Annotated in this window: 14 protein-coding genes; 10 read left to right on the forward strand and 4 right to left on the reverse strand. The window is 63.0% G+C overall.

The window, feature by feature from the left end; translation table 11 throughout:
• The first annotated feature begins 15 nt into the window (after positions 1-15).
• The 5 genes from ACQK2L_RS17785 (at position 16) to ACQK2L_RS17805 (ending at position 7,687) form a co-directional block, all read left to right on the forward strand.
• Positions 16-3,519, forward strand: coding sequence for a hypothetical protein (locus ACQK2L_RS17785; RefSeq protein WP_425398379.1), 3,504 nt, complete (start codon positions 16-18; stop codon positions 3,517-3,519).
• 39 nt (positions 3,520-3,558) lie between these two features.
• Positions 3,559-4,359: a hypothetical protein gene (locus ACQK2L_RS17790; protein ID WP_425398380.1), complete on the forward strand. Its 801-nt coding sequence runs from the start codon at positions 3,559-3,561 to the stop codon at positions 4,357-4,359.
• A gap of 50 nt (positions 4,360-4,409) precedes the next feature.
• Positions 4,410-5,438, forward strand: a complete 1,029-nt coding sequence (locus ACQK2L_RS17795) for a prenyltransferase/squalene oxidase repeat-containing protein (RefSeq protein WP_425398381.1) — start codon at positions 4,410-4,412, stop codon at positions 5,436-5,438.
• The gene (locus ACQK2L_RS17800) at positions 5,435-6,634 is read left to right on the forward strand and encodes an NPCBM/NEW2 domain-containing protein (protein WP_425398382.1); all 1,200 of its coding nucleotides are present in this window, start codon (positions 5,435-5,437) and stop codon (positions 6,632-6,634) included. The genes ACQK2L_RS17795 and ACQK2L_RS17800 overlap by 4 nt, the downstream gene beginning before the upstream one ends.
• A 111-nt stretch (positions 6,635-6,745) precedes the next feature.
• Positions 6,746-7,687, forward strand: a complete 942-nt coding sequence (locus tag ACQK2L_RS17805; RefSeq protein WP_425398383.1) for a hypothetical protein — start codon at positions 6,746-6,748, stop codon at positions 7,685-7,687.
• Between the two features lie 72 nt (positions 7,688-7,759).
• Here the strand turns inward: ACQK2L_RS17805 and ACQK2L_RS17810 are convergent, their stop codons facing one another.
• Positions 7,760-8,965, reverse strand: coding sequence for a 2,3-bisphosphoglycerate-independent phosphoglycerate mutase (locus ACQK2L_RS17810; RefSeq protein ID WP_425398384.1), 1,206 nt, complete (start codon positions 8,963-8,965; stop codon positions 7,760-7,762).
• Positions 8,966-9,151: 186 nt separating this feature from the next.
• On the opposite strand from ACQK2L_RS17810, the gene ACQK2L_RS17815 reads away from it, so the two are divergent.
• The gene (locus ACQK2L_RS17815) at positions 9,152-10,531 is read left to right on the forward strand and encodes a glucose-6-phosphate isomerase (protein WP_425398385.1); all 1,380 of its coding nucleotides are present in this window, start codon (positions 9,152-9,154) and stop codon (positions 10,529-10,531) included.
• A gap of 13 nt (positions 10,532-10,544) precedes the next feature.
• Here ACQK2L_RS17815 and ACQK2L_RS17820 read toward each other — a convergent pair whose 3' ends face one another.
• Together ACQK2L_RS17820 and ACQK2L_RS17825 are read right to left on the reverse strand one after the other, a co-directional pair.
• Positions 10,545-11,369: an alpha/beta hydrolase gene (locus tag ACQK2L_RS17820; protein WP_425398386.1), complete on the reverse strand. Its 825-nt coding sequence runs from the start codon at positions 11,367-11,369 to the stop codon at positions 10,545-10,547.
• Between the two features lie 122 nt (positions 11,370-11,491).
• A complete protein-coding gene (locus ACQK2L_RS17825) occupies positions 11,492-13,138 on the reverse strand; it encodes a DUF6666 family protein (protein ID WP_425398387.1) in 1,647 nt (548 codons plus the stop codon).
• A 432-nt stretch (positions 13,139-13,570) separates the two neighbouring features.
• Between ACQK2L_RS17825 and ade the strand changes: the two genes are divergently transcribed.
• Entirely contained in the window at positions 13,571-15,205 is a 1,635-nt protein-coding gene (gene ade, locus ACQK2L_RS17830) for an adenine deaminase (protein ID WP_425398388.1), read from the forward strand.
• 79 nt (positions 15,206-15,284) lie between these two features.
• Positions 15,285-16,340: a serine/threonine-protein kinase gene (locus ACQK2L_RS17835; RefSeq protein WP_425398389.1), complete on the forward strand. Its 1,056-nt coding sequence runs from the start codon at positions 15,285-15,287 to the stop codon at positions 16,338-16,340.
• Positions 16,341-16,355: 15 nt separating this feature from the next.
• Here ACQK2L_RS17835 and ACQK2L_RS17840 read toward each other — a convergent pair whose 3' ends face one another.
• On the reverse strand, positions 16,356-16,775 hold the full coding sequence (locus tag ACQK2L_RS17840; protein WP_425398390.1) for a hypothetical protein: 420 nt from the start codon (positions 16,773-16,775) through the stop codon (positions 16,356-16,358).
• Between the two features lie 119 nt (positions 16,776-16,894).
• Here ACQK2L_RS17840 and hemB point away from each other — a divergent pair, with 119 nt between their 5' ends.
• Both hemB and ACQK2L_RS17850 read left to right on the forward strand, forming a co-directional pair.
• A complete protein-coding gene (gene hemB, locus ACQK2L_RS17845) occupies positions 16,895-17,917 on the forward strand; it encodes a porphobilinogen synthase (protein ID WP_425398391.1) in 1,023 nt (340 codons plus the stop codon).
• A gap of 65 nt (positions 17,918-17,982) precedes the next feature.
• Positions 17,983-18,636 (forward strand): transposase, encoded by a 654-nt coding sequence (locus ACQK2L_RS17850; protein ID WP_425398392.1) that lies wholly within the window; start codon positions 17,983-17,985, stop codon positions 18,634-18,636.
• Positions 18,637-18,677 lie beyond the last annotated feature (41 nt).

Below are 18,677 nucleotides of genomic sequence, written 5' to 3' on the forward strand. Positions count from 1 at the left end.
ACATTTCGCATTCGAATGCATCCCCTTCAACAACGTGTCAGCGAAGTACGCCGGTGGTGGAACCGCCGAGCGCTGGTCGAGGTTTGTTGCTGGGTGCTGGCCGCGGGCGTGGCGATCGTGCTGGCGTTGGGCCTGGTGGACTACTTTCTGCGAGTGACCGATCGCGGGCTGAGGGTGCTGATGTCCACGGCGCTGGTCTTGGCGATCGGTGCAGCCGTGGTGCGGCTTGTGCGTTGGTGGCGGCGCCAGGCGTGGAACGAAATGGGCGCGGCGCAGGCCTTGCAGCGAGCGTTTCCGCAACTGGGCGACCGCTTGGCCAGTTCGCTGGAGTTTCTCAAGCAGGAAGAAGACGACCCGGTGGCTGGCTCCGCGCCGCTGCGACGCGCGGTGGTGAGCGAGGCGACGTCGGAACTCGAGACGCTGCCCGCCGACAAGGTGGCTGAGCGACATGGCACCAAGCGAGCCGTTGCCGCCGCCGTGGCGGTGTTGCTGGTCGCCGTTGGTATTGCGGTGGCCGCGCCCGACGCGAGTCGCATTGCCGCGCAGCGCTTGTTCGGCCCTTGGAACAACGTCGAGTGGCCACGTGAGAACGATCTGGCGTTTGTCGATCCGCCCAGCCTGCTCGCGCGTGGCGACTCGTTCGAAGTCTCGCTGGTGGACCAGCGCGGAGGGCTGCCGACCGACGTGGCCATCGAATACCGCTATCAGGTCGACGGGCGCCGGCGGACGGAGCAAACGTGGATGCAGCGCGTCGGTAACACGATGGTCGCCCGGCGCGAGAACGTCCGGCGATCGTTCGAATACCGCGCGTTCGGCGGCGACCATCACACGATGCCGTGGACCGCGGTCGAAGTGGTAGACCGCCCCGCAATCGAGCAACTGGTGGTCACTGTGCATCCTCCTGAGTACAGCGGTCTCGCGCCGGGTGCGGCGAGCGCCAACTCGCGGGTGCTGTCGGGCTCGTCGATCGAACTGTCTGCCACCGGCACCGAAGCACTGTCGAAAGTCGAGTTGCAACTCGAGGACGGAGAGTCCATCCTTGTTGAAACGAGCGGCGCCGAGTCCGCCGATGTGCAACTGCCCATCGGCCGATGGACGCCGACCATCGATTCCGGCAATCGACTGCTGCGGGGCGAACTCAAGCTCACCGCCAAGAGTGGTTTGACGGGCGAGGTGGCTTTGCCGCCGCTGGAGCTGATCGCCGACCGGCCGCCAGAGGTGGCGTGGGCAGAGAAAAGCGACGACTTGTTCGTCGTACCCACCGCGCAAGTGCCGGTGGAGGCCAACGCCAGCGACGACGTGGCGATCGCGGGCGTGCAGCTAACGGCCACCTCGGTGCTGACCGCCGACGAGACGCCGAATTCGCCGCTCGAGGTACAACTGTTCGGGCCCGAAGAAACACCTCCCGTGCGTGAAGCGCTGTCGGCCGATGGGCAGCCGCTCGATGAGCGAACCGCCGCGTACACGCTCGACCTCGCGCCGCTCGAGCTCGCGCCGGGCAGTGTGCTGGAGGTTTCCGTCGCGGCCACCGACTTTGCGGGCCAGAGCGGCAGGACGCTCACTCCGTGGCGACTGAACATCATTACGCCGGCCGAACTCGATTCGCGGCTGGCCAACGACCAGGCCGAAATCCTTCGCTTGCTCGAACAGGCCCTGGCCGACGAGCGACTCGCACGCCAGCAAGCGACGGACGTTGCTGCCAGCGATCCGGCCGATCGCGCCGCACTCGATGGGCTGTTGAACACTCGACTCACGCAGCAGGGAGTGCGGCGAACTTTAACCGAAAAGAACGCCGGCGTGGTAGATCGCTGCGGCGCTTTGATCGATCGGTTAGCAATGAACCAGGTTTCGCACCCCGAGTTGGTCACGCAGCTCGAGCGGATTGTCGAAGTGGTTTCCGCGCTGGGTAAGGGGCCATTACCCAGGGCCGAGCAGCAACTCACCGGGCTCCGCAAGAACGTGGAATCGCTCGCGGGTCGCGAAGCATCGGCTGCCGAGGGACAGCAACTGGCGACCGACTTTGCCGCGCTCGACACGACGCAGCAGGAGATCATCACCGCTCTCGAGCAATTGATCGACGAAGCCAGTGCGTGGTCGGACACCGATCGCTTCATCCGCGAGCTCGCGCGGCTTGAGCAAGAAGAGCGCGAACTTCGCGACAGGTCGCTCGACGCGCTGCGGCGGAGTTTCGAGTCGCGCACCAATCGCGACGTCGCCCCACCCGACCAACAGGAGATTGATCGCCTGGCGGCCGCGCAAGCCGATTTGGCGCGGCGGTTCGACAAGATGACCCAAGCGATGAAGCAGATGGCCGCCAGCGACGCGGTCACGAGCGACCTGGCCGCTCGACTGAACGATGCGGTGGAAGCGGCCGAGTCGTCGAATCTCTCGGCGCAACTGTCTGATGCGTCGCGGGAGCTCGACCAGGAGCAGTTCGGCCGCGCTGCCGAGACGCAAGAGTCGGCCGCCGACGCACTGCGCGAACTGGTCGATCGGCTCCGCGACCGCGCCCCGACCGATCCTGGCGAGTTGGCCTCGCGGCTGCGCGATTTGCAGCAGCAGCTCAACGAGTTGGCCCAGCAGGCGGAGGATGCCCAGCAGCAAGCGAACGAAGCGGAGCAGAATCAGCAACGCGACGAACTGGCCAAGAAGCTCGACCAGCTGTCCCGCGAGCTGAATCGACTGACCGCACAAGCGGCCGGCCAGAGCGCGCAGAGCGCCAGCGCCAACGCGTCGCCCAAGCCGGGTGAGTCGAAGGATCAGTCGAAGCAGAATATGGATCAGGCGCAAAAGGACATCGAGCAGGCGCAGCGGGAACTCGCGCAGCGCATCGCCGAACTCGAAGGCGAGCGTCAGCAACGATTGCTCGAGCGTTTGGCTCAAGTGCTGGACGATCTCATTCCGCGGCAGCAACTTGCCTTGGAAGAGACATTGAAGCTGGATGTCGCGCGCGAAACGACGGGCGAGTTGGATGAAAGTCAAACTGCTATGGCTGGCAAGCTGGCAGAGTCCGAGACCAAGATCGCCAATGAGTTGGAAGAAGCGATGGCCGACGTCGAGAAGCGGGCCGTGTTCCAACTCGCGCTCGGCGGCGCGGCTGGCGACATGCGGCAGGCGGCTAGCGCGTTGGAATCGGCCGATTCGGGCCGGGTGACGCAGAACCTGGAACTCAACGCCCTGGCGCGGATGCGTCATGTGCTGGACATCCTCCGCGATCCCCCTCCCCCGCCTCCGGAGGGTGAACAGTCGCCCGGCGGTGGTGGCGGAGGAGGCGGAAGTCAGCCCCAACAGCCGCCGCTGATCGAGCTGGCGGAAGTAAAAATGCTACGCTGGTTGCAGGTGGAGCTGAACGGCCGCACCCGGCAATTTGAGGCCGATTTGGCCGATAACCCCAACACGGCGGCCGAAAAACGCGAGGCCGCCCGGCGATTGGCCGACCAGCAGCAGCAATTAGAGGAACTGGTCCGCGAAATGATGCGTCGTAATAATAGGAACATGCAGCGGCCGGTCGACCTATAATTCGGGCGATCACCATTCCCATCGCGAAAAGGAAACCCCATGCGATTAGGTGCCATACAACTTGTCGTCCCCGCCCTCGCGCTAGCCATTGGACTGGTTGGCGTGAGCGAATGTTCCATTGCCGCCCCGGCGCCTGCCAAGGCGAAGCCGCTGGAGGATTTGGGCGATTCGCTGTTGGACGACGCGATGCTGGGCGATCTGATCGACTCGGCGCGTGAGAAGAAGGACTCTGACAAGTCGGCCGACAAAGCAAAACCAAGCGCGACTCCTCGTTTGATGCCCGATGCCGACGAGCTTCGTCGTATGCTCGATCCTCCCAAGCAACCCGCGCCGACCGAAGGCGAAGACGTCGGCGAGTCGCCGCTGGTGCGCATCTCGGGACGCATGGCTGCGGCCAGCAAGATGATCGCCAATCAAAACCTGAGTGGCGAGACGCGCGAAGCCCAGGAAGAGATCGTCACGGAACTCGACAAGCTGATCGAGAAACTCAACAAGCAATGCCAGAGTTGCTCGGGCGGCGGGCAGTGCAACAAACCTGGCCAGCAGCAAACGCAAAGCTCCACTCCCAAGCCCGGTGGCGGCAAGCCTAGCGCCAGCCAGGCCAAGAGTTCCGGCGCCGCGCAGTCGCGCGTCTCGGCTGGTGGAGGTGGCGAAGCACAGCCGGGCGAGATGGCCGACAGCGAAGCCGTGAAGCAACTGTGGGGACAACTGCCCGAGCGGCTGCGTCAACAGTTGCTGCAATCCACGGCCGATGAGTTCCTGCCCAAGTACCGCGCGGAGTTGCAACAGTACTTCCGCCGTCTGGCCGAGGAACAAGGTTCCGACGCGCCAAGCGAATAACGGGCCCAGCGAACAACGGCCGTACGCTCGCCATAGTCAGGAGGCGCGGGATGAGAAGCACTCGAGGAATCTTAGTGCTGGCGCTGGCCATCGTTGCAAGCGGCGTCCACGCTCAACCGGTGGCGGACACCGAACAGTCGGCCGCCGAGATGATGCAGCCCGCCAGCAGCGCTATCGACAAGGGCTTGAGGTATCTCGCGTCGCAGCAAAACGAGGACGGTTCGTTTCGCTCGAGCAACATGGGCCGCAACCCGGCGGTGGTCGGGCTCAGCGGTATGGCCTTCCTGGCCAGCGGCAGCACGCCCGATCGTGGTCCCTACGGCAAGGAAGTGAGCCGCGCGGTCGACTACCTGATCGCCAACACCCGCCCTGATGGTTTCATCTCCCCCGCTGGCGGCCAAGGGCACGGGCCGATGTACGGGCATGGCTTCGCCACGCTGTTTCTGGGCGAAGTGTACGGCATGACTCCCCGTGACGACCTGCGCGATAGTCTTTCGCGCTCGGTGGAACTCATCGTGCGAACGCAGAATGCCGAAGGCGGCTGGCGATACAATCCCGTGCCGCAAGACGCCGACCTGTCGGTGACCATTTGCCAGATCATGGCTTTGCGCGCGGCTCGTAATGCGGGGCTACACGTGCCGAAGGCCACGATCGACAAGTGCGAAGAGTACGTCAAGAAGTGCCAGGAGCCCGACGGCGGCTTCAGCTACATGATCAACAACCGCGGCAGCATGTTCCCGCGCTCCGCGGCCGGTGTCGTGGCGCTCTACAGCGCTGGCGTGTACGAAGGTCCCGAGATCGAGCGCGGGCTGTTGTACCTCGATCGCCACTTGCCCAACGCGGCCAAGGCGGGGCGCGAGTCGCACTACTTCTACGGGCACTACTACGCCATCCAGGCCATGTGGCACGCGGGCGGCGACCGCTGGCAGCGATGGTACCCGGCGATTCGCGACACGCTGGTTCACTCGCAACGAGCCGACGGAGCGTGGCAGGATTCGGTGGGCCCCGAGTACGCCACGGCCATGTCGTGCATCATTCTGCAAATCCCCAACAACGCCCTGCCGATTTTCCAACGATGATTCGTTCGCCATTTGTGGGATTGCTGCTGGCTGCCGTGGTTTGTTCGGCTGCCTATGCTAATGAGCAGTCATTGCTGCTGTCCACTGGCGAGCAAACCAAAGGCCAAGCCATCGGCCTGAACGACGGCGCGCTGCAAATCACCAGCGACGGCGGCGACGAGCAAGAGTATGCGGCCGGACGATGGATCCGCTGGGGCCATCCCGCGACGCCTGCGGCCCGACCAGCAGCGTACTTCGGCCACCAGTCGGTGTTGGTTTCGAAGACCGATTGGACCGGCAAAGTGCCGATCATTATTAACGGCGACTCGGTGACGATCGCCACGACGTCGCTCGGCAAGGCAACTCTTTCACGCGACGACGTTCGCTGTCTGTTGTTTGCAGCCGCCAAAGAGCCCAAGTTGGCCGCGCGAATCCTCAAGCAATGTGCAACCACTGCGGACGACGATCGCGTGTGGCTGCTCGAAGGCGACCTGCTGACCGGCAAGATTGTTGACTTCGATGGCACGACACTGAACCTGGAGTTCAGCGGCCAGACGTTGCCGATGCTCGCCAACACGATTGCGGCCGTCGCGTTTGCCAAGCAGGCGCAGCCCACAGGCATTGAGGCCAAGTACCTCGTGGGACTCGAAGACGGATCGCTCGTCGAAGCCACCGACTGCACGCTTTCCAGCGATCACTTGTTGCTTCAGTCGACTGGCGAGTGGACGACCAAGTCGATCGACAAGCTGGTGTTCCTGCAGTCGCTCGCCGGTGGGGTGCAGTACCTGTCCGACTTGGACGCGGTCGACTTCAGCCATACTCCGTACTTCTCAGGCGAGTGGCCGCTCGGGCGTGATTGCAACCTCGAGGGCGGGCCGCTTCAATCGGCCGGCCAGCGGTACGCCAAAGGCCTGGCGATGCATTCCGCCGCCCGCGCGGTCTATCGCGTGCCCGAAGGAGTTTCGACGTTCGCAGCCGACGTGACGCTCGACGACTCGGTCGGCAAGTCGGGCAGCGTGGTGTTTCGCGTTTATCGCGTCACTGCCGCAGGGGCCGAACAAGCCTACGAGAGCGAAGTTGTCCGCGGCGGCGACGCGCCGCAAGCGGTCAGGGTGCCGCTCGAAGGGGTCGCTGCGGTGGTGTTGGTGGTCGACTACGCCGACTACGGCGACCAGCAAGACCACGCCAACTGGCTCGACGCCCGGTTCGTGCCTTGAAGGACCACATCGCTTGGACATTCTGCCAGCCCTTCCCCGAGTTGGCATTTGCGAGTCAGCTCCGGTAAACTGTTGAGAGCAAATCACTACGCCTATCAAGGATTCAGCGGCATGCAGCGGGCTTCATTCACTCCCAACCTCTTTCTCTGCATGTTGCTTGCTGGCTGTGTGGTGTTGTCGACCGGTTTGAACGCGAACGAACCTGCAGCCGACAAGCCGAGCCCCGAAACGACCAGCCCCGAACCTCTGCACTGGGGCGAGTTGCACAATGTGTTCCAGCACACCGAGCGAATCACCAGCGGCAGCGGGCCCGCGTCCGACGCCGACTTCGCCGAACTCGCCCGCCAGGGCGTGAAGATCGTGGTGAGCGTCGATGGGGCGAAGCCCAAGCTCGAACTCGCCAAGAAGCATGGTCTGCGGTACGTTCACATTCCTATTGGCTACGATGGCCTCGAACGCGAGGCACAACTTGCGCTCGGCCGTGTGGTCGACGATACCGAGGGCCCCATCTACATCCACTGCCATCACGGCAAACACCGCGGTCCCGCCGCCGCGGCGGTCGCCTGCATGTCGGACGGCGCGATCGACCACGCCGCGGCCGCGCATATTCTGGAGACTGCCGGCACCGGCGCGAACTACCGCGGGCTGTGGCGCGATGTGGCCCGCTACCAGCCCGCAAAGCCCGACGAGGAGCTTCCCGAGCTGGTCGAGACGGCCAAAGTGAACGACATGGTTCAAGCGATGGCTTCGATCGACGCGGCCATGGAGCACCTGCAGATGCTCTCGGCAAACGAGTGGAAGCCGCTCGACGAACATCCCGACCTGGCCGCGAAGCCCGAAGCGGTGATCCTATGGGAAGGCTTCCGCGAGTCGGCCCGCTTTGCAAACAAGGACGATAAGGAACTTCAGTCGATGCTCCGAGCATCGGTCGCCCAGGCCAATAAACTTCGCGCGCAGCTCGACGCGGGCGACCTGGAGGCCGCGGCCAAGCAGGTTGCCAGCCTCAAAGCCAGTTGTAAGCAATGCCACGTGAAGTATCGTGACAACAAGTAGCCATTGAGCGAAGTATTGAGAACTGGGGGCTCGCGGAGCTCGTCCCCAGCCACCCAGTTTTCTAGTGAGTTCTTAGGCTCCGAATTTACCCATCCGTCCGGCGTTGGCCAGGGCGAGCGACATCAGGTATTTGGCTTCGAACTGACCGAGGCCGCCTTTCAGGCATTCTGCCTCGCCGAACACTTCGCACGGGTCGGTGCGGCAGTTCTTGGCCCATAGCAGTGTCGGCACGGGGTGCCAACTGTGGTTGGCCAGCATCGCCGGAGTGGAGTGGTCGCCCGTGCAGATGAATACGTCGGGGCCTAGCTCCATGATCTTCGGCACGCACGCGTCGAGTTCTTCGGTTCGCTTGGTCTTCGCCTCGAAGTTGCCATCTTCGCCGGTCGAGTCGGTGTACTTGAAGTGGATGAAGAAGAAGTCGTACTTGTCCCAGCTCTCCTTCAGCACCTGCATCTGCTCGTCGAGCGTCTTCGCGTCGCCCACGATGTCCATGCCCACCAGACGGGCGAGGCCCTTGTACATCGGGTACACGGCAATCGCGGCGGCCTTCAGTCCGTACACTTCTTCGTAGCTCGGCAGCGACGGCTTCGCGGCGATGCCGCGTAGCGTGCAGCCGTTGGCCTTCGGTTGATCCTTCAAGAGTTCGAACGCTTGCTTCAAGAACTCTCGGCACACTTCGGCGGTCTTCTCACTGCCGGGCGTGTTGGCGGTTGGGGTGAGCGGCGGCACTCCGGTCGCTTGCGGATCGGTGTCGTCCACGTCGTCTTCGAGCCCCTCGCCACGCAGCACGATCACGAAGCGATGCTCTTTCACGGGCTCGACGAACACTTCGATACCGGGGATCGAAACCTCGCGGAGCATGATCGCCAAGGGAGTCGACTCCTCGGTCGGAATCCGTCCGGCCCGGCGGTCGCTGATCTTGCCCTCGGCGTCGAGCGTGCAGAAGTTCGCCCGAATTGCGACGTCGCCCGGTTGCAGTTCGAAGCCAATGCCGGTCGCTTCGAGCGCGCCGCGGCCGATGAGGTACTTGATCGGGTCGTAGCCGAACAGCCCCAAGTGGCCGGGGCCGCTGCCGGGGCTGATGCCGGGGAACACCGGGATGCTGCTGCCCAGCACGCCCTCTTTCGCCAGCTTGTCCAGGTTTGGCGTGGCCGCGGTTTCGAGTTCCGTCTTGCCGCCCGGCTGCTGCGGCAGGCCGCCCAGGCCGTCCCCCACCAAAAGCACAATCTTCGAGTCGTTCTTGGTGAACAGGTCGCGGGTCAGTTCGTGAATATCCATAGTGGGAGTCGGGGGTCAGGATTCAGGGGCGGGGATGGGTGGTTTTGAGACCCGGATTTTACCGCGCGGGTAGTGCACCGTCAGGGGTCGCGGCATACCACTTGTCAGGCGACGAAACTTCGCGACGATAGACAGCATCGACCCGCAGGCTTCCTGACCCCTGACCCCCAAATCCTGACCCCTCCTATGCTTAAATACAATCTCGACGGCACGCTCATTGGTTCTGGTGGTTTGGAAGCTGCCGACTTGGAAAAACTCGCCACGCCACTTACATCGGTTCGCGAGGAAGTGCTGGCCGATGCCGACCTGTGGGCCGCCGGCGGCGACGTGCCCGAGGCAAAACAACCCTTGGACGCCGGATTCCATTTGCTGCCCAATCGGCTGCTCGACGAGTTGGCCAGCGAGGGCGACGACAGCGAACTCGCCCGACTGCAGGCGACCGCCGACCAGATGACCGAGCTGGTCGATCGCGTGGTGGTGCTCGGCATCGGCGGTTCGTACATGGGTGCGCGGGCGTTGCTCGAGGCTTGCTGCCATCCGTACTACAACCAGGTTGCACCGACCCTGCGCAACGGCCGGCCGGAGATCTTCTTCGAGGGCAACAACGTCGACAACGACGCGGTGCAAGGACTGCTCGACCTGCTGGCCGGCGAGTCGGGCGACTGGGGCATCGTGGTCATCAGCAAAAGCGGCGGAACGCTGGAGACCGCCGCTGCGTTTCGCATTTTCTTGCGCGAACTCGAGCAATCGGTCGGCGAGGGCGATCTTGGCAAGTACGTGGTTCCGGTCACCGGATCGAGCGGCAAGCTGTTCGACCTGGCCACGGCGCTCGGCTGCAAGGAGCTGTTCCCCGTGCCCGACGGCGTCGGCGGCCGCTTCAGTGTGCTCTCGGCGGTCGGCCTACTGCCGGCGGCCATCATGGGGCTCGACATCGAAGCCTTGCTGCACGGGGCGGCCGAGATGAACGAGCACTTCGCCACCGCGCCGTTCGACAAGAACCTCGTGCTGCAGTACGTGGCCGCTGCTCACGCGATGGAAATCAAGCACGGCGCCGACATTCGCATCCTCTCCACTTGGGGCAAGCGGCTCGAAGCGGTGGGCCTATGGTACGACCAACTGCTGGCCGAGAGCATTGGCAAGCAAGAACAGGGCGCGATGCCGCTGACGATCGTCAACACCCGCGACCTGCACTCCCGCGGACAGCAGCATCAGGAAGGCAAACGCGACAAGTACATCACGAACCTGATCGTGGAGGAAGGAACCCGCGAGCCATTGGCCATCGGCGAGAGCGATCACAACCAGGATCAACTCAACGAACTGGCCAGCAAGACGCTGCCCGAAGTGCTGTCGGCCGCGATCGCCGGCACCAATAAGGCCTACCGCGACGACAACCGCGCCACGGCCGACCTGGTGCTGCCGAAGCTCGACGAGCAACACCTTGGCCAACTTTTGCAAATGCTGATGCTGGCCACCGTGGTCGAAGGCCGCCTGCTGGGCATCAACCCCTACGGCCAACCCGGCGTCGAGGCTTATAAGAAGAACATGAACGCCATCTTGCGCAGCTAGCGCGTTTTCAGAATTAGCGTTTCGTGTTCTGCGACACCGCGGGCAGGTGGTCGATAAACCGGTGCACGGTCAGCATGTAGTCGTATGGTGGCACCCAGTTGTGGCCAGCGCCGTCGATCGGCACGAACTGCTTTGGCTGATTCGCGGCTTCGAAGAGCGCTTGGCCGTGCGATTGTGGAATGACGTTATCATCGGATCCATGGGCGATCAGCACCGGCCCCTGGTACTCGGGAAGCCGCTCGAGCGATGGAAACTGTGTTTCGAGCTTGCCGCCAATGCCCGAGTGGGGCAGTTTCCAGTCGGCAAGCTGCGGCAAAGAGGTGAACGTGCTTTCGAGGATGAGCCCGCGGGCGCCATCGTCGGCCGCCAACTGGACCATCACCGCGCCGCCGAGAGAGCGCCCGTAGAGCACGACGTCCGTAGGGGCGACGCCCGCATGTTCGGCCAGCCAGTCTCTCGCTCGCCGCGCGTCTTCGACTAGTCCCACTTCGCTGGGCGAACCTTCACTCTGCCCGTAACCTTGGTAATCGAACACGAGCATCGAGACCTGCAGCTGCTTGGTCCAGACTCGAAGCATGCGGGCTCGATGCGACACGTTGCCAGCGTTGCCGTGGGCGAACAGAACCACCGCGCGAGGGTTTTCCACCGGGCAGTACCAACCGTGGAGCGTTGGAGCGCCAGGCGAGCGGATTTCGACGTCTTGATACTCCAGGCCTTCCGGAACCCTGGTGTAATCCAACTCCTTCCTGGGTTGGTAGATGACCTTTTGTTCCAGACCGTTCACCACCGACGTCGGAATCGCGACGCATCCGGTCAGGCTTGCCGACAAGGCGGCCATTCCCAGCTGTAACAGCAATCGTGTGCAGGGCTGGACCGGTTTCAACGTACTGCCCTTGTGGTAGAAGGTCGAACTCTTCGCGCGGCCTGGGCCGCGCGAAGAGCATCGACGTTATGCCTGCATCAGTCCACCACGATTAGGCTGCCGTTGTTCGCAACGTCGAACATCGGGCGGTAGGGGCGGTTGTTCCAGCACTTGGCTCGGCAACCGTAGTGCCACACCAGGTTCAGGCCGATGTTCCAGCCTTCATCGTGCGAGCCGGAGCCCTCGGAGCCGCCTTCGGCCACCAGGTAACGCCAGTTGCCTTCCAACGCCCAGGTGTCGGTGACCGGCAGTTGGAAATCGCTGCCGAGCACTGCGTTCGAGTCGCCCGTGAAGCCAGCGAAGGCACGGCAGTCGCCGCCCTGCCGGCCCAGGATGCGATAGTAGAACAGGTACTGGTTGGCAGCGTGGTAGGTTCGGTTGACGATGCGGTTTTCGTTCGTGTTGGCCGAGAACAGGAAGCCGAACTCGCGGCTGGTGCAGTTCTTGAAGCCGATCTTGCCACGCACCTGACCAAAATCGTGAGAGCCCTGACGCTCGTCGCGTAGCATGTCCCACACCACGCCGTACTGAAAACCGAGTCGATTGCGGTGGAACAAACCCGCGGTGACGAACTGTTGCGAGTGAGCGCCGTTGCTTTCGGAGTCGAAATCGCCGCTTAACTGGCTGTGCGTCGCTTGCCAACCAACCTGGTAACCGAGTCCTGGGTAGGGCAGCCATGCCATCTTGCCACCCAGGTTGAAACCTTCGTGGAAGCCGAAGTTGCCACGATCGCGGCCGGCGTCGAGCGGACCCTTGAAACCTTGCACACCGCCAAACACAGTGAATTCCTTCATCGGTGGAACCCACAGGATGGGCACGCAGCCGCGCTGTCCGCAACCGAACAAGGCTTCCGGCCAAGGCGGGCAGTCGTCGCAGCAGGTATCGCCGCAGCAAGGGTCGCTACAGCATGGATCGCAGCAGGCGTCGCCGCACGTGCAGCAACCATCGACGCAGTCGCCGCAGCATCCAGCGGCGCAGCCGGGCTCGCAGCACCCGGCGTTGCCGCACGGGACGCCACAAACTGGTTCGCAGCCGTAACCCACGCCGCATCCGGGTTCGCCCAGAAAGCAACCGCCAACGCAGCCGCAAGTCGGTTCGGGGCAGCCACAGCCGGCTTCGCCGTAGTACATCGAGCCCGACTGGCATTGGTCGCAGTCGCACATGGGGCCGCCCTGCATCATCATCGGGCCGCCGCCGTGCATCATTACCGATCCCGATTCGACGGGATTACCGCGATAGACTTCTTCGTATTGTTGTTTGGGTTGTGCCTCTGGTTCGGGCATCGCCTCGGCCCCGCCTTCTTCGTGTTGCACGCGGCGCACCGGTGCTGCGGCCATGCGGACACCGCGGCGAGCCGGATCGGGTCCAACCTGACGAGCGCCCATCTGACGGTCGATCGTTTCGTGTCGCGGAGCGACTTTCAGCGTCGTGAGCGGCTTGGCCGGTTCGGACTGCTGGAACGCTTGAGGCTGGCGGAAGGTCGGCTGCTTGGCAGGCAATTGGATTACTTCCACTTCCTGCTGCTGCGGCGCGCTCGCCACGCGCACGGGCGTTGCGGCTCGGCTTCTAGCCTTTTGTTGCGAGCTATGCACCCACTGAAGTTGCTGGGCGTGAGATGTGCTGAACACCAGGGCGGTGAAGACCGCTAGCGAGGTGGTCGCGATGCATTTCGGGAGGCGTTGCATCTGTCCAATCCTTTCGGGAGGCAATTCGAGGTCGTTGGGCTTCTCGCTGCTCAGGTAACAGCGGTCCGCCCGGGCCCCCCCAGGATTTCGTACCTGACAGATGGTATCGGCCACCCTACAACCGATACTTTCGGAAAAGTTTGGCTATTTTTCGCAGGCCTCCCGCTAGCACTGCTAGAGCTTCCCGGCGTTTGCGGGTAGGTTGTGCGGGACGCTAACTCGAGTGCTCGATTGAGCCACGGATGAACACGGATGAAACACGGATACTTGGTATTTGGAACGCGGGCTGATTGCGGTTTCGGTCGCGCTGTCCCAACGCTTCGCACCTTACGCGATTCAATCCGTGTCCATCTGTGTTCATCCGTGGCTGAACTCCCCACCGACGTGCTCGGAACCAACTAGACCATTCGCTTTTTGACATCACGGAACGACATGCCTGCCGTCATTGCCAACGTTGTAGATATCGCCAATCGTAAGATCACGCCTGCCGAAGTGGTGTGGGAGGATGGCCGCATTGCCAGCATCACGCCGGTCGAGGGCCAGCAGCCGAGCACTTATCTGCTGCCGGGCTTCATCGATGCCCATGTGCACATCGAGAGTTCGATGCTGGTGCCGACGGAGTTCGCCCGCACCGCGGTGCTGCACGGCACGGTGGCCACGGTGAGCGATCCGCACGAGATTGGCAACGTGCTGGGCACGGCCGGCGTGGAGTACATGCTCGAGAATGCCGCCCAGAGTCCGCTGAAGTTCTGCTTCGGCGCGCCCTCCTGCGTGCCGGCCACCACCTTCGAGACTGCGGGCGCGACGATCACGGTCGAGGAAGTCGAGAAGCTGCTAGCCGATCCGCGGATTGGATACCTGAGCGAGATGATGAACTTCCCCGGCATCCTCCACGGCGACCCCGACTGTTTGGCCAAGGTGGCCGCGGCCAAGAAGGTCGGCAAACCAGTCGACGGCCACGCCCCCGGCCTGCGAGGCGAGACGGCCGCCGCATACATCGCCGCCGGCATCACTACGGACCATGAGTGCTTCACCAAGGAGGAGGCAGTCGACAAGCTGGCGGCTGGCTGCAAGATTTCGATCCGTGAAGGCTCCGCGGCCCGCAATTTCGACGCGCTCTACACGCTCATCGGCGAGCATCCCGGCATGACCATGTTGTGCAGCGACGATAAGCATCCCGACGAATTGCTGCTGGGGCACATCAACGTGCTGGTCCGCCGCGCGGTCGCCGCGGGGATCGACCTGTTCGAGGTGCTCCGCGCGGCGTGCGTCACGCCGGTCGAACATTACTCGCTCGACGTCGGCCAACTCCGCGTCGGCGACCCGGCCGACTTCATCGAGGTCGACTCGCTCCAGGAGTTCAATGTCCAGCGGACCTGGATCAACGGCGAGTGCGTCGCCGATAATGGCTGCACTCCCCTGCCCCGCGTCGAGGTGCACGAGGCGAACCAGTTCGAGCCGCGCCACATCACGGCCGAGGAACTACGGGTTGAGGGCGGCAGTGCGAAGTCGCTACGAGTGATCGAAGCCATTGACGGTCAACTCGTCACCAACTGCTTGACCGAAGAGCCAAAAGTTGTCGATGGGCAAGTGGTTGCCGACACCGATCGCGACATTCTCAAGCTGGTCGTCGTGAACCGCTACAGCGCAGCGCCAGCAGCCGTGGCGTTTATCAAGAACTTCGGACTCACCAAGGGAGCGTTGGCGTCGAGCGTCGCGCACGATTCGCATAACGTGATTGCGGTGGGAACCTCCGACGAGGACATTGTGGCCGCGGTAAATCTGGTGATGGACAGCCGCGGCGGTCTGAGCGCGGCTTCGGTGGCCGACGGAGTGGCCGAGGTGCTGCCGCTGCCGGTCGCCGGGCTGATGGCAACGGGCACGTGTGAGGAAGTGGGTCACGCGTATGGCAAGCTCGATCGGTTGGTGAAGGAGTGGGGCTCGCCGCTGCGTGCTCCGTACATGACGCTGTCGTTCATGGCTCTATTGGTGATCCCCGCACTCAAGCTCAGCGACCTCGGGCTGTTCGATGGTGGCAAGTTCGAGTTCGTCGACCTGGTGGAGTGAAATTTGCGTACCGTGGCGGTCGGTGGTATTCTCCAGTCCCCCTCCCTTTCTTTGCCAGGCGGCATAAAGGCATTCACCAATGAGCGACGTTGTGCAATTCGTGGGCGACTACGAAGTGCTGGAGACGCTTGGATCAGGCGCGGCGGGGTCGGCCTACAAGGCGCGTAACCGCGAGACCGGCGATATGGTCGCCGTGAAGCTGATGCACGAGAGGATGGCGGGCCAGCCGGACATTCAGAACCGGTTTGTCCGCGAAGTCTCCGTGCTGCAGAAGCTCGATCACCCGAACGTGGTGCACTATGTCGATTGCGGCTTGGACGATGGCCGCATCTATCTGGCCATGGAGTGGTTGGAGTTCGGCTCGCTCGATTCGGTGCTCAACCGGAGAGGTTCGCTCCCCTGGCGCGAGGCGGTGGAAGTATCCATGCAAATCTGCGACGGGTTGGACCACGCCCATAGCAAAGGGGTGATCCATCGCGATCTGAAGCCGGCCAACTTGTTCCTGTCGAAGGATGGGTTGGTAAAGATCGGCGACTTCGGCCTCGCCCGCGACGCCGACTTGCACCGACTGACGATGAGCGGCAACACGGTCGGCTCGTGCCGATACATGGCGCCGGAACAGGTTCGCGGCGAAGAAGAACTGACCGGCGCGGTGGACGTTTACGCGCTGGGTTGCCTGTTGTACCGCATGCTCTCCGGCCGCGCACCGTTCGATGGGGCGACGATCATCGAGATCTTCGAAGCCCACCTCTATAACGACATTCCCGCGATCGACGGACCCCGCGGCGACCGCCCGCAGGCGCTCGACGATCTGGTCGCGCTACTTCTGACTAAGGACGTCACGCATCGCCCTGGGAAGGCGAGCGAGGTGCGCGATGCGCTGGCCGCGATTTTGGCGGGCGAGCAGGTGGCCGAGGAGTTCACTCCTGCCAAGCTACCGGAGCCGGAGGAGCAAGCGAACGCCGAACAAGGTGAGTCGGGCGAGGCACCCCCGCCGCAGAATTTGACGCAGCGGCTCGTAGAAGGAGCGGCGCAGACCGACACCAGCAAGACACCCAACATGCGCATCCTGCTGATTGTGGTCGGCTTGGTAGTGCTCGTCGGCGTAATCGTACTGCTCGCCCAGAACCGCTGACGGAGCGAGCTTTATTCATTTCTTCTCTTTAAGCTCGCGCGCTTTGACGCGCAACTCGTCGCTGGTCCAACCTTCGCGATCCGCGGCAGCCAGCAGTCGCCGCTGCTCCTGCGAATTGAGCCGCGCCACGGCCGCATGGGCCGACCACGAGAGGTTCGGCCGGCGGTTCTCGAACGGCACGCGTCGCGCCACCGAGGCGTAGCGGCTGAGCATTTCGGTCGACACCAGCCCTTCGCACATCTGCGAAAACGACTCGCCGAAACCGTCCTCGCCTGCATTGATCAAATCGCCAATCCACCACGGCCCCGCGCGTTGGCACCAGATGGCGAACTGCAGCGGGCCTTGCCAATCGTCGAGCGACGGCCGCCCGCTGATGCGGATGCCGGTGGAGAAAAAGTGAAACGGTCCGACGGATATTTTGGGGCGTTGAGTCATGCCAGCGTGGTTGGTGCGGAGATTCGATCTATTGCAAGTAGGTTCGCTGCTAGATTTTAGCGCTTCGCGTGAGGATAATGGAGGCCAGTTTTCATCCCGCCCGTTTACCGCTTGTTTTCATGTCCGATTCCCATTCGAACCCTGTCGGTCCCTGGGGCCAGTATCCCGCTACGCGACTGCGCCGCAACCGTCGCCACGATTGGTCCCGCCGGCTCGTAGCCGAAAGTTCGCTGTCGCCCAGCGACCTGATCTGGCCGCTGTTTATTCAGGAGGGCGAGAACACTGCCACGCCGATTCCCTCAATGCCGGGCGTCGAGCGGCTTTCGGTCGATCGGGCCGTCGAAGCGGTCGGCCGTGCGGTGGAGTTGAAGATTCCGGTCGTCGCGCTGTTCCCCGCCACGCCGACTGAACTGAAAACCGACGACGCCCGCGAAGCGGTAAACCCCGATAACCTGATGTGCCGCGCGATCCGCGCGGTGAAGCAAGCGCATGGCGACGCGATTGGCGTGCTGGCCGACGTGGCGCTCGATCCCTACTCGAGCCATGGGCAGGATGGCTTGGTGCGCGACGGTTACGTGGTGAACGACGAGACGATCGAAGTGCTGATCGAGCAGTCCAAAGTGCAAGCGGCCGCCGGCTGCGACATTATCGCTCCGTCGGACATGATGGACGGTCGCATCGGCGCAATCCGCAGCGGCTTGGACTCTGCAGGCTACGAGCATGTGCAACTGATGGCTTACGCGGCGAAGTACGCCTCGGCGTTCTATGGCCCGTTTCGCGACGCGGTCGGCTCGGCAGCGAACCTCGGCACCGGTGATAAACGCACCTATCAGATGGACCCGGCGAACACCGACGAGGCGATGCGCGAAGTGGCCCTTGACCTGGCCGAAGGGGCCGACATGGTGATGGTGAAGCCGGGCATGCCGTACCTGGACATCGTCGCGCGAGTGAAACAAACATTCGCCGCGCCCACGTTCGCCTACCAGGTTAGCGGCGAGTACGCCATGTTGTGCGCGGCCGCCGAACGTGGCTGGCTCGACCGCACCAAGGTGATGATGGAAAGCCTGCTGGCCTTCAAACGCGCCGGCGCGGATGGGATTCTGACGTACTTCGCGCTGGAAGCGGCGGAGAGACTCCGATAGTCGCGGTTCGCTCCGCGAACCAGCGTAAGACACTTGAGTGCAAACACTCCAAAGGGGGGAGTTGAATGCTCGGCCAAGTCTTCGACCCCAAGCAGGAACTACTCATCGGCGAGCAATGCCGACCTCACTGGGCTCAAAGCGGTACGATCGTCTTCGTCACCTTCCGGACGTTTGATTCCATTCCAAGCAAGGTGCTGGAGCGGTGGGAAGAAGAAAAACGGGAGTGGCTGGAGTTCCGAAATATTCGAGGAGATATTCACTGGAGTAAGGCAGTGGAACTCCTTTCTCCCGCAGATCGAGCCACCTTCGCCAAGCACTTCAATCGAATGCGCGAGGAGCTTCTCGACAACAGTCTGGGGCAATGTGTGCTGCGAAACCAAACGCTTGCGAGTGTTGTGGCCGACTCGCTGCTCCACTTCGACGGCGAACGATACCGCATGGGCGACTTCGTCATCATGCCGAACCATGTTCATCTGCTGTGCGCGTTTGGTTCCGCCGAGTCGATGCAAAAGCAGTTCAATTCCTGGCTGCACTTTACGGCTGTGCAGATCAACAAGCGGCTCGGAACGAGCGGGAAGTTCTGGCAGAGTGAGCCTTTCGATCACCTGGTGCGAAGTCCAGAGCAATACGAATACTTGCGCGACTATATTCGGGACAACCCTAAGAAGGCTCGCTTGCGGGAGGGAGAGTTTTTTTATCGGCGGTACGAAGCGGGATGATGACGGTTTGCTGGTGGGCGGGCACTCGTTCGCGGAGCGAA

The organism is Aeoliella sp. (genome assembly GCF_965227375.1).
Classification (GTDB): domain Bacteria; phylum Planctomycetota; class Planctomycetia; order Pirellulales; family Lacipirellulaceae; genus Aeoliella.

What these genes read in the sequence shown, in the direction of transcription:
- ACQK2L_RS17785 (WP_425398379.1), top strand. Translation starts at nt 16, where the DNA reads ATGCATCCCCTTCAACAACGTGTCAGCGAAGTACGCCGGTGGTGGAAC.
- ACQK2L_RS17790 (WP_425398380.1), top strand. Translation starts at nt 3,559, where the DNA reads ATGCGATTAGGTGCCATACAACTTGTCGTCCCCGCCCTCGCGCTAGCC.
- ACQK2L_RS17795 (WP_425398381.1), top strand. Translation starts at nt 4,410, where the DNA reads ATGAGAAGCACTCGAGGAATCTTAGTGCTGGCGCTGGCCATCGTTGCA.
- ACQK2L_RS17800 (WP_425398382.1), top strand. Translation starts at nt 5,435, where the DNA reads ATGATTCGTTCGCCATTTGTGGGATTGCTGCTGGCTGCCGTGGTTTGT.
- ACQK2L_RS17805 (WP_425398383.1), top strand. Translation starts at nt 6,746, where the DNA reads ATGCAGCGGGCTTCATTCACTCCCAACCTCTTTCTCTGCATGTTGCTT.
- ACQK2L_RS17810 (WP_425398384.1), bottom strand. Translation starts at nt 8,965, where the DNA reads ATGGATATTCACGAACTGACCCGCGACCTGTTCACCAAGAACGACTCG.
- ACQK2L_RS17815 (WP_425398385.1), top strand. Translation starts at nt 9,152, where the DNA reads ATGCTTAAATACAATCTCGACGGCACGCTCATTGGTTCTGGTGGTTTG.
- ACQK2L_RS17820 (WP_425398386.1), bottom strand. Translation starts at nt 11,369, where the DNA reads ATGGCCGCCTTGTCGGCAAGCCTGACCGGATGCGTCGCGATTCCGACG.
- ACQK2L_RS17825 (WP_425398387.1), bottom strand. Translation starts at nt 13,138, where the DNA reads ATGCAACGCCTCCCGAAATGCATCGCGACCACCTCGCTAGCGGTCTTC.
- ade (WP_425398388.1), top strand. Translation starts at nt 13,571, where the DNA reads ATGCCTGCCGTCATTGCCAACGTTGTAGATATCGCCAATCGTAAGATC.
- ACQK2L_RS17835 (WP_425398389.1), top strand. Translation starts at nt 15,285, where the DNA reads ATGAGCGACGTTGTGCAATTCGTGGGCGACTACGAAGTGCTGGAGACG.
- ACQK2L_RS17840 (WP_425398390.1), bottom strand. Translation starts at nt 16,775, where the DNA reads ATGACTCAACGCCCCAAAATATCCGTCGGACCGTTTCACTTTTTCTCC.
- hemB (WP_425398391.1), top strand. Translation starts at nt 16,895, where the DNA reads ATGTCCGATTCCCATTCGAACCCTGTCGGTCCCTGGGGCCAGTATCCC.
- ACQK2L_RS17850 (WP_425398392.1), top strand. Translation starts at nt 17,983, where the DNA reads ATGCTCGGCCAAGTCTTCGACCCCAAGCAGGAACTACTCATCGGCGAG.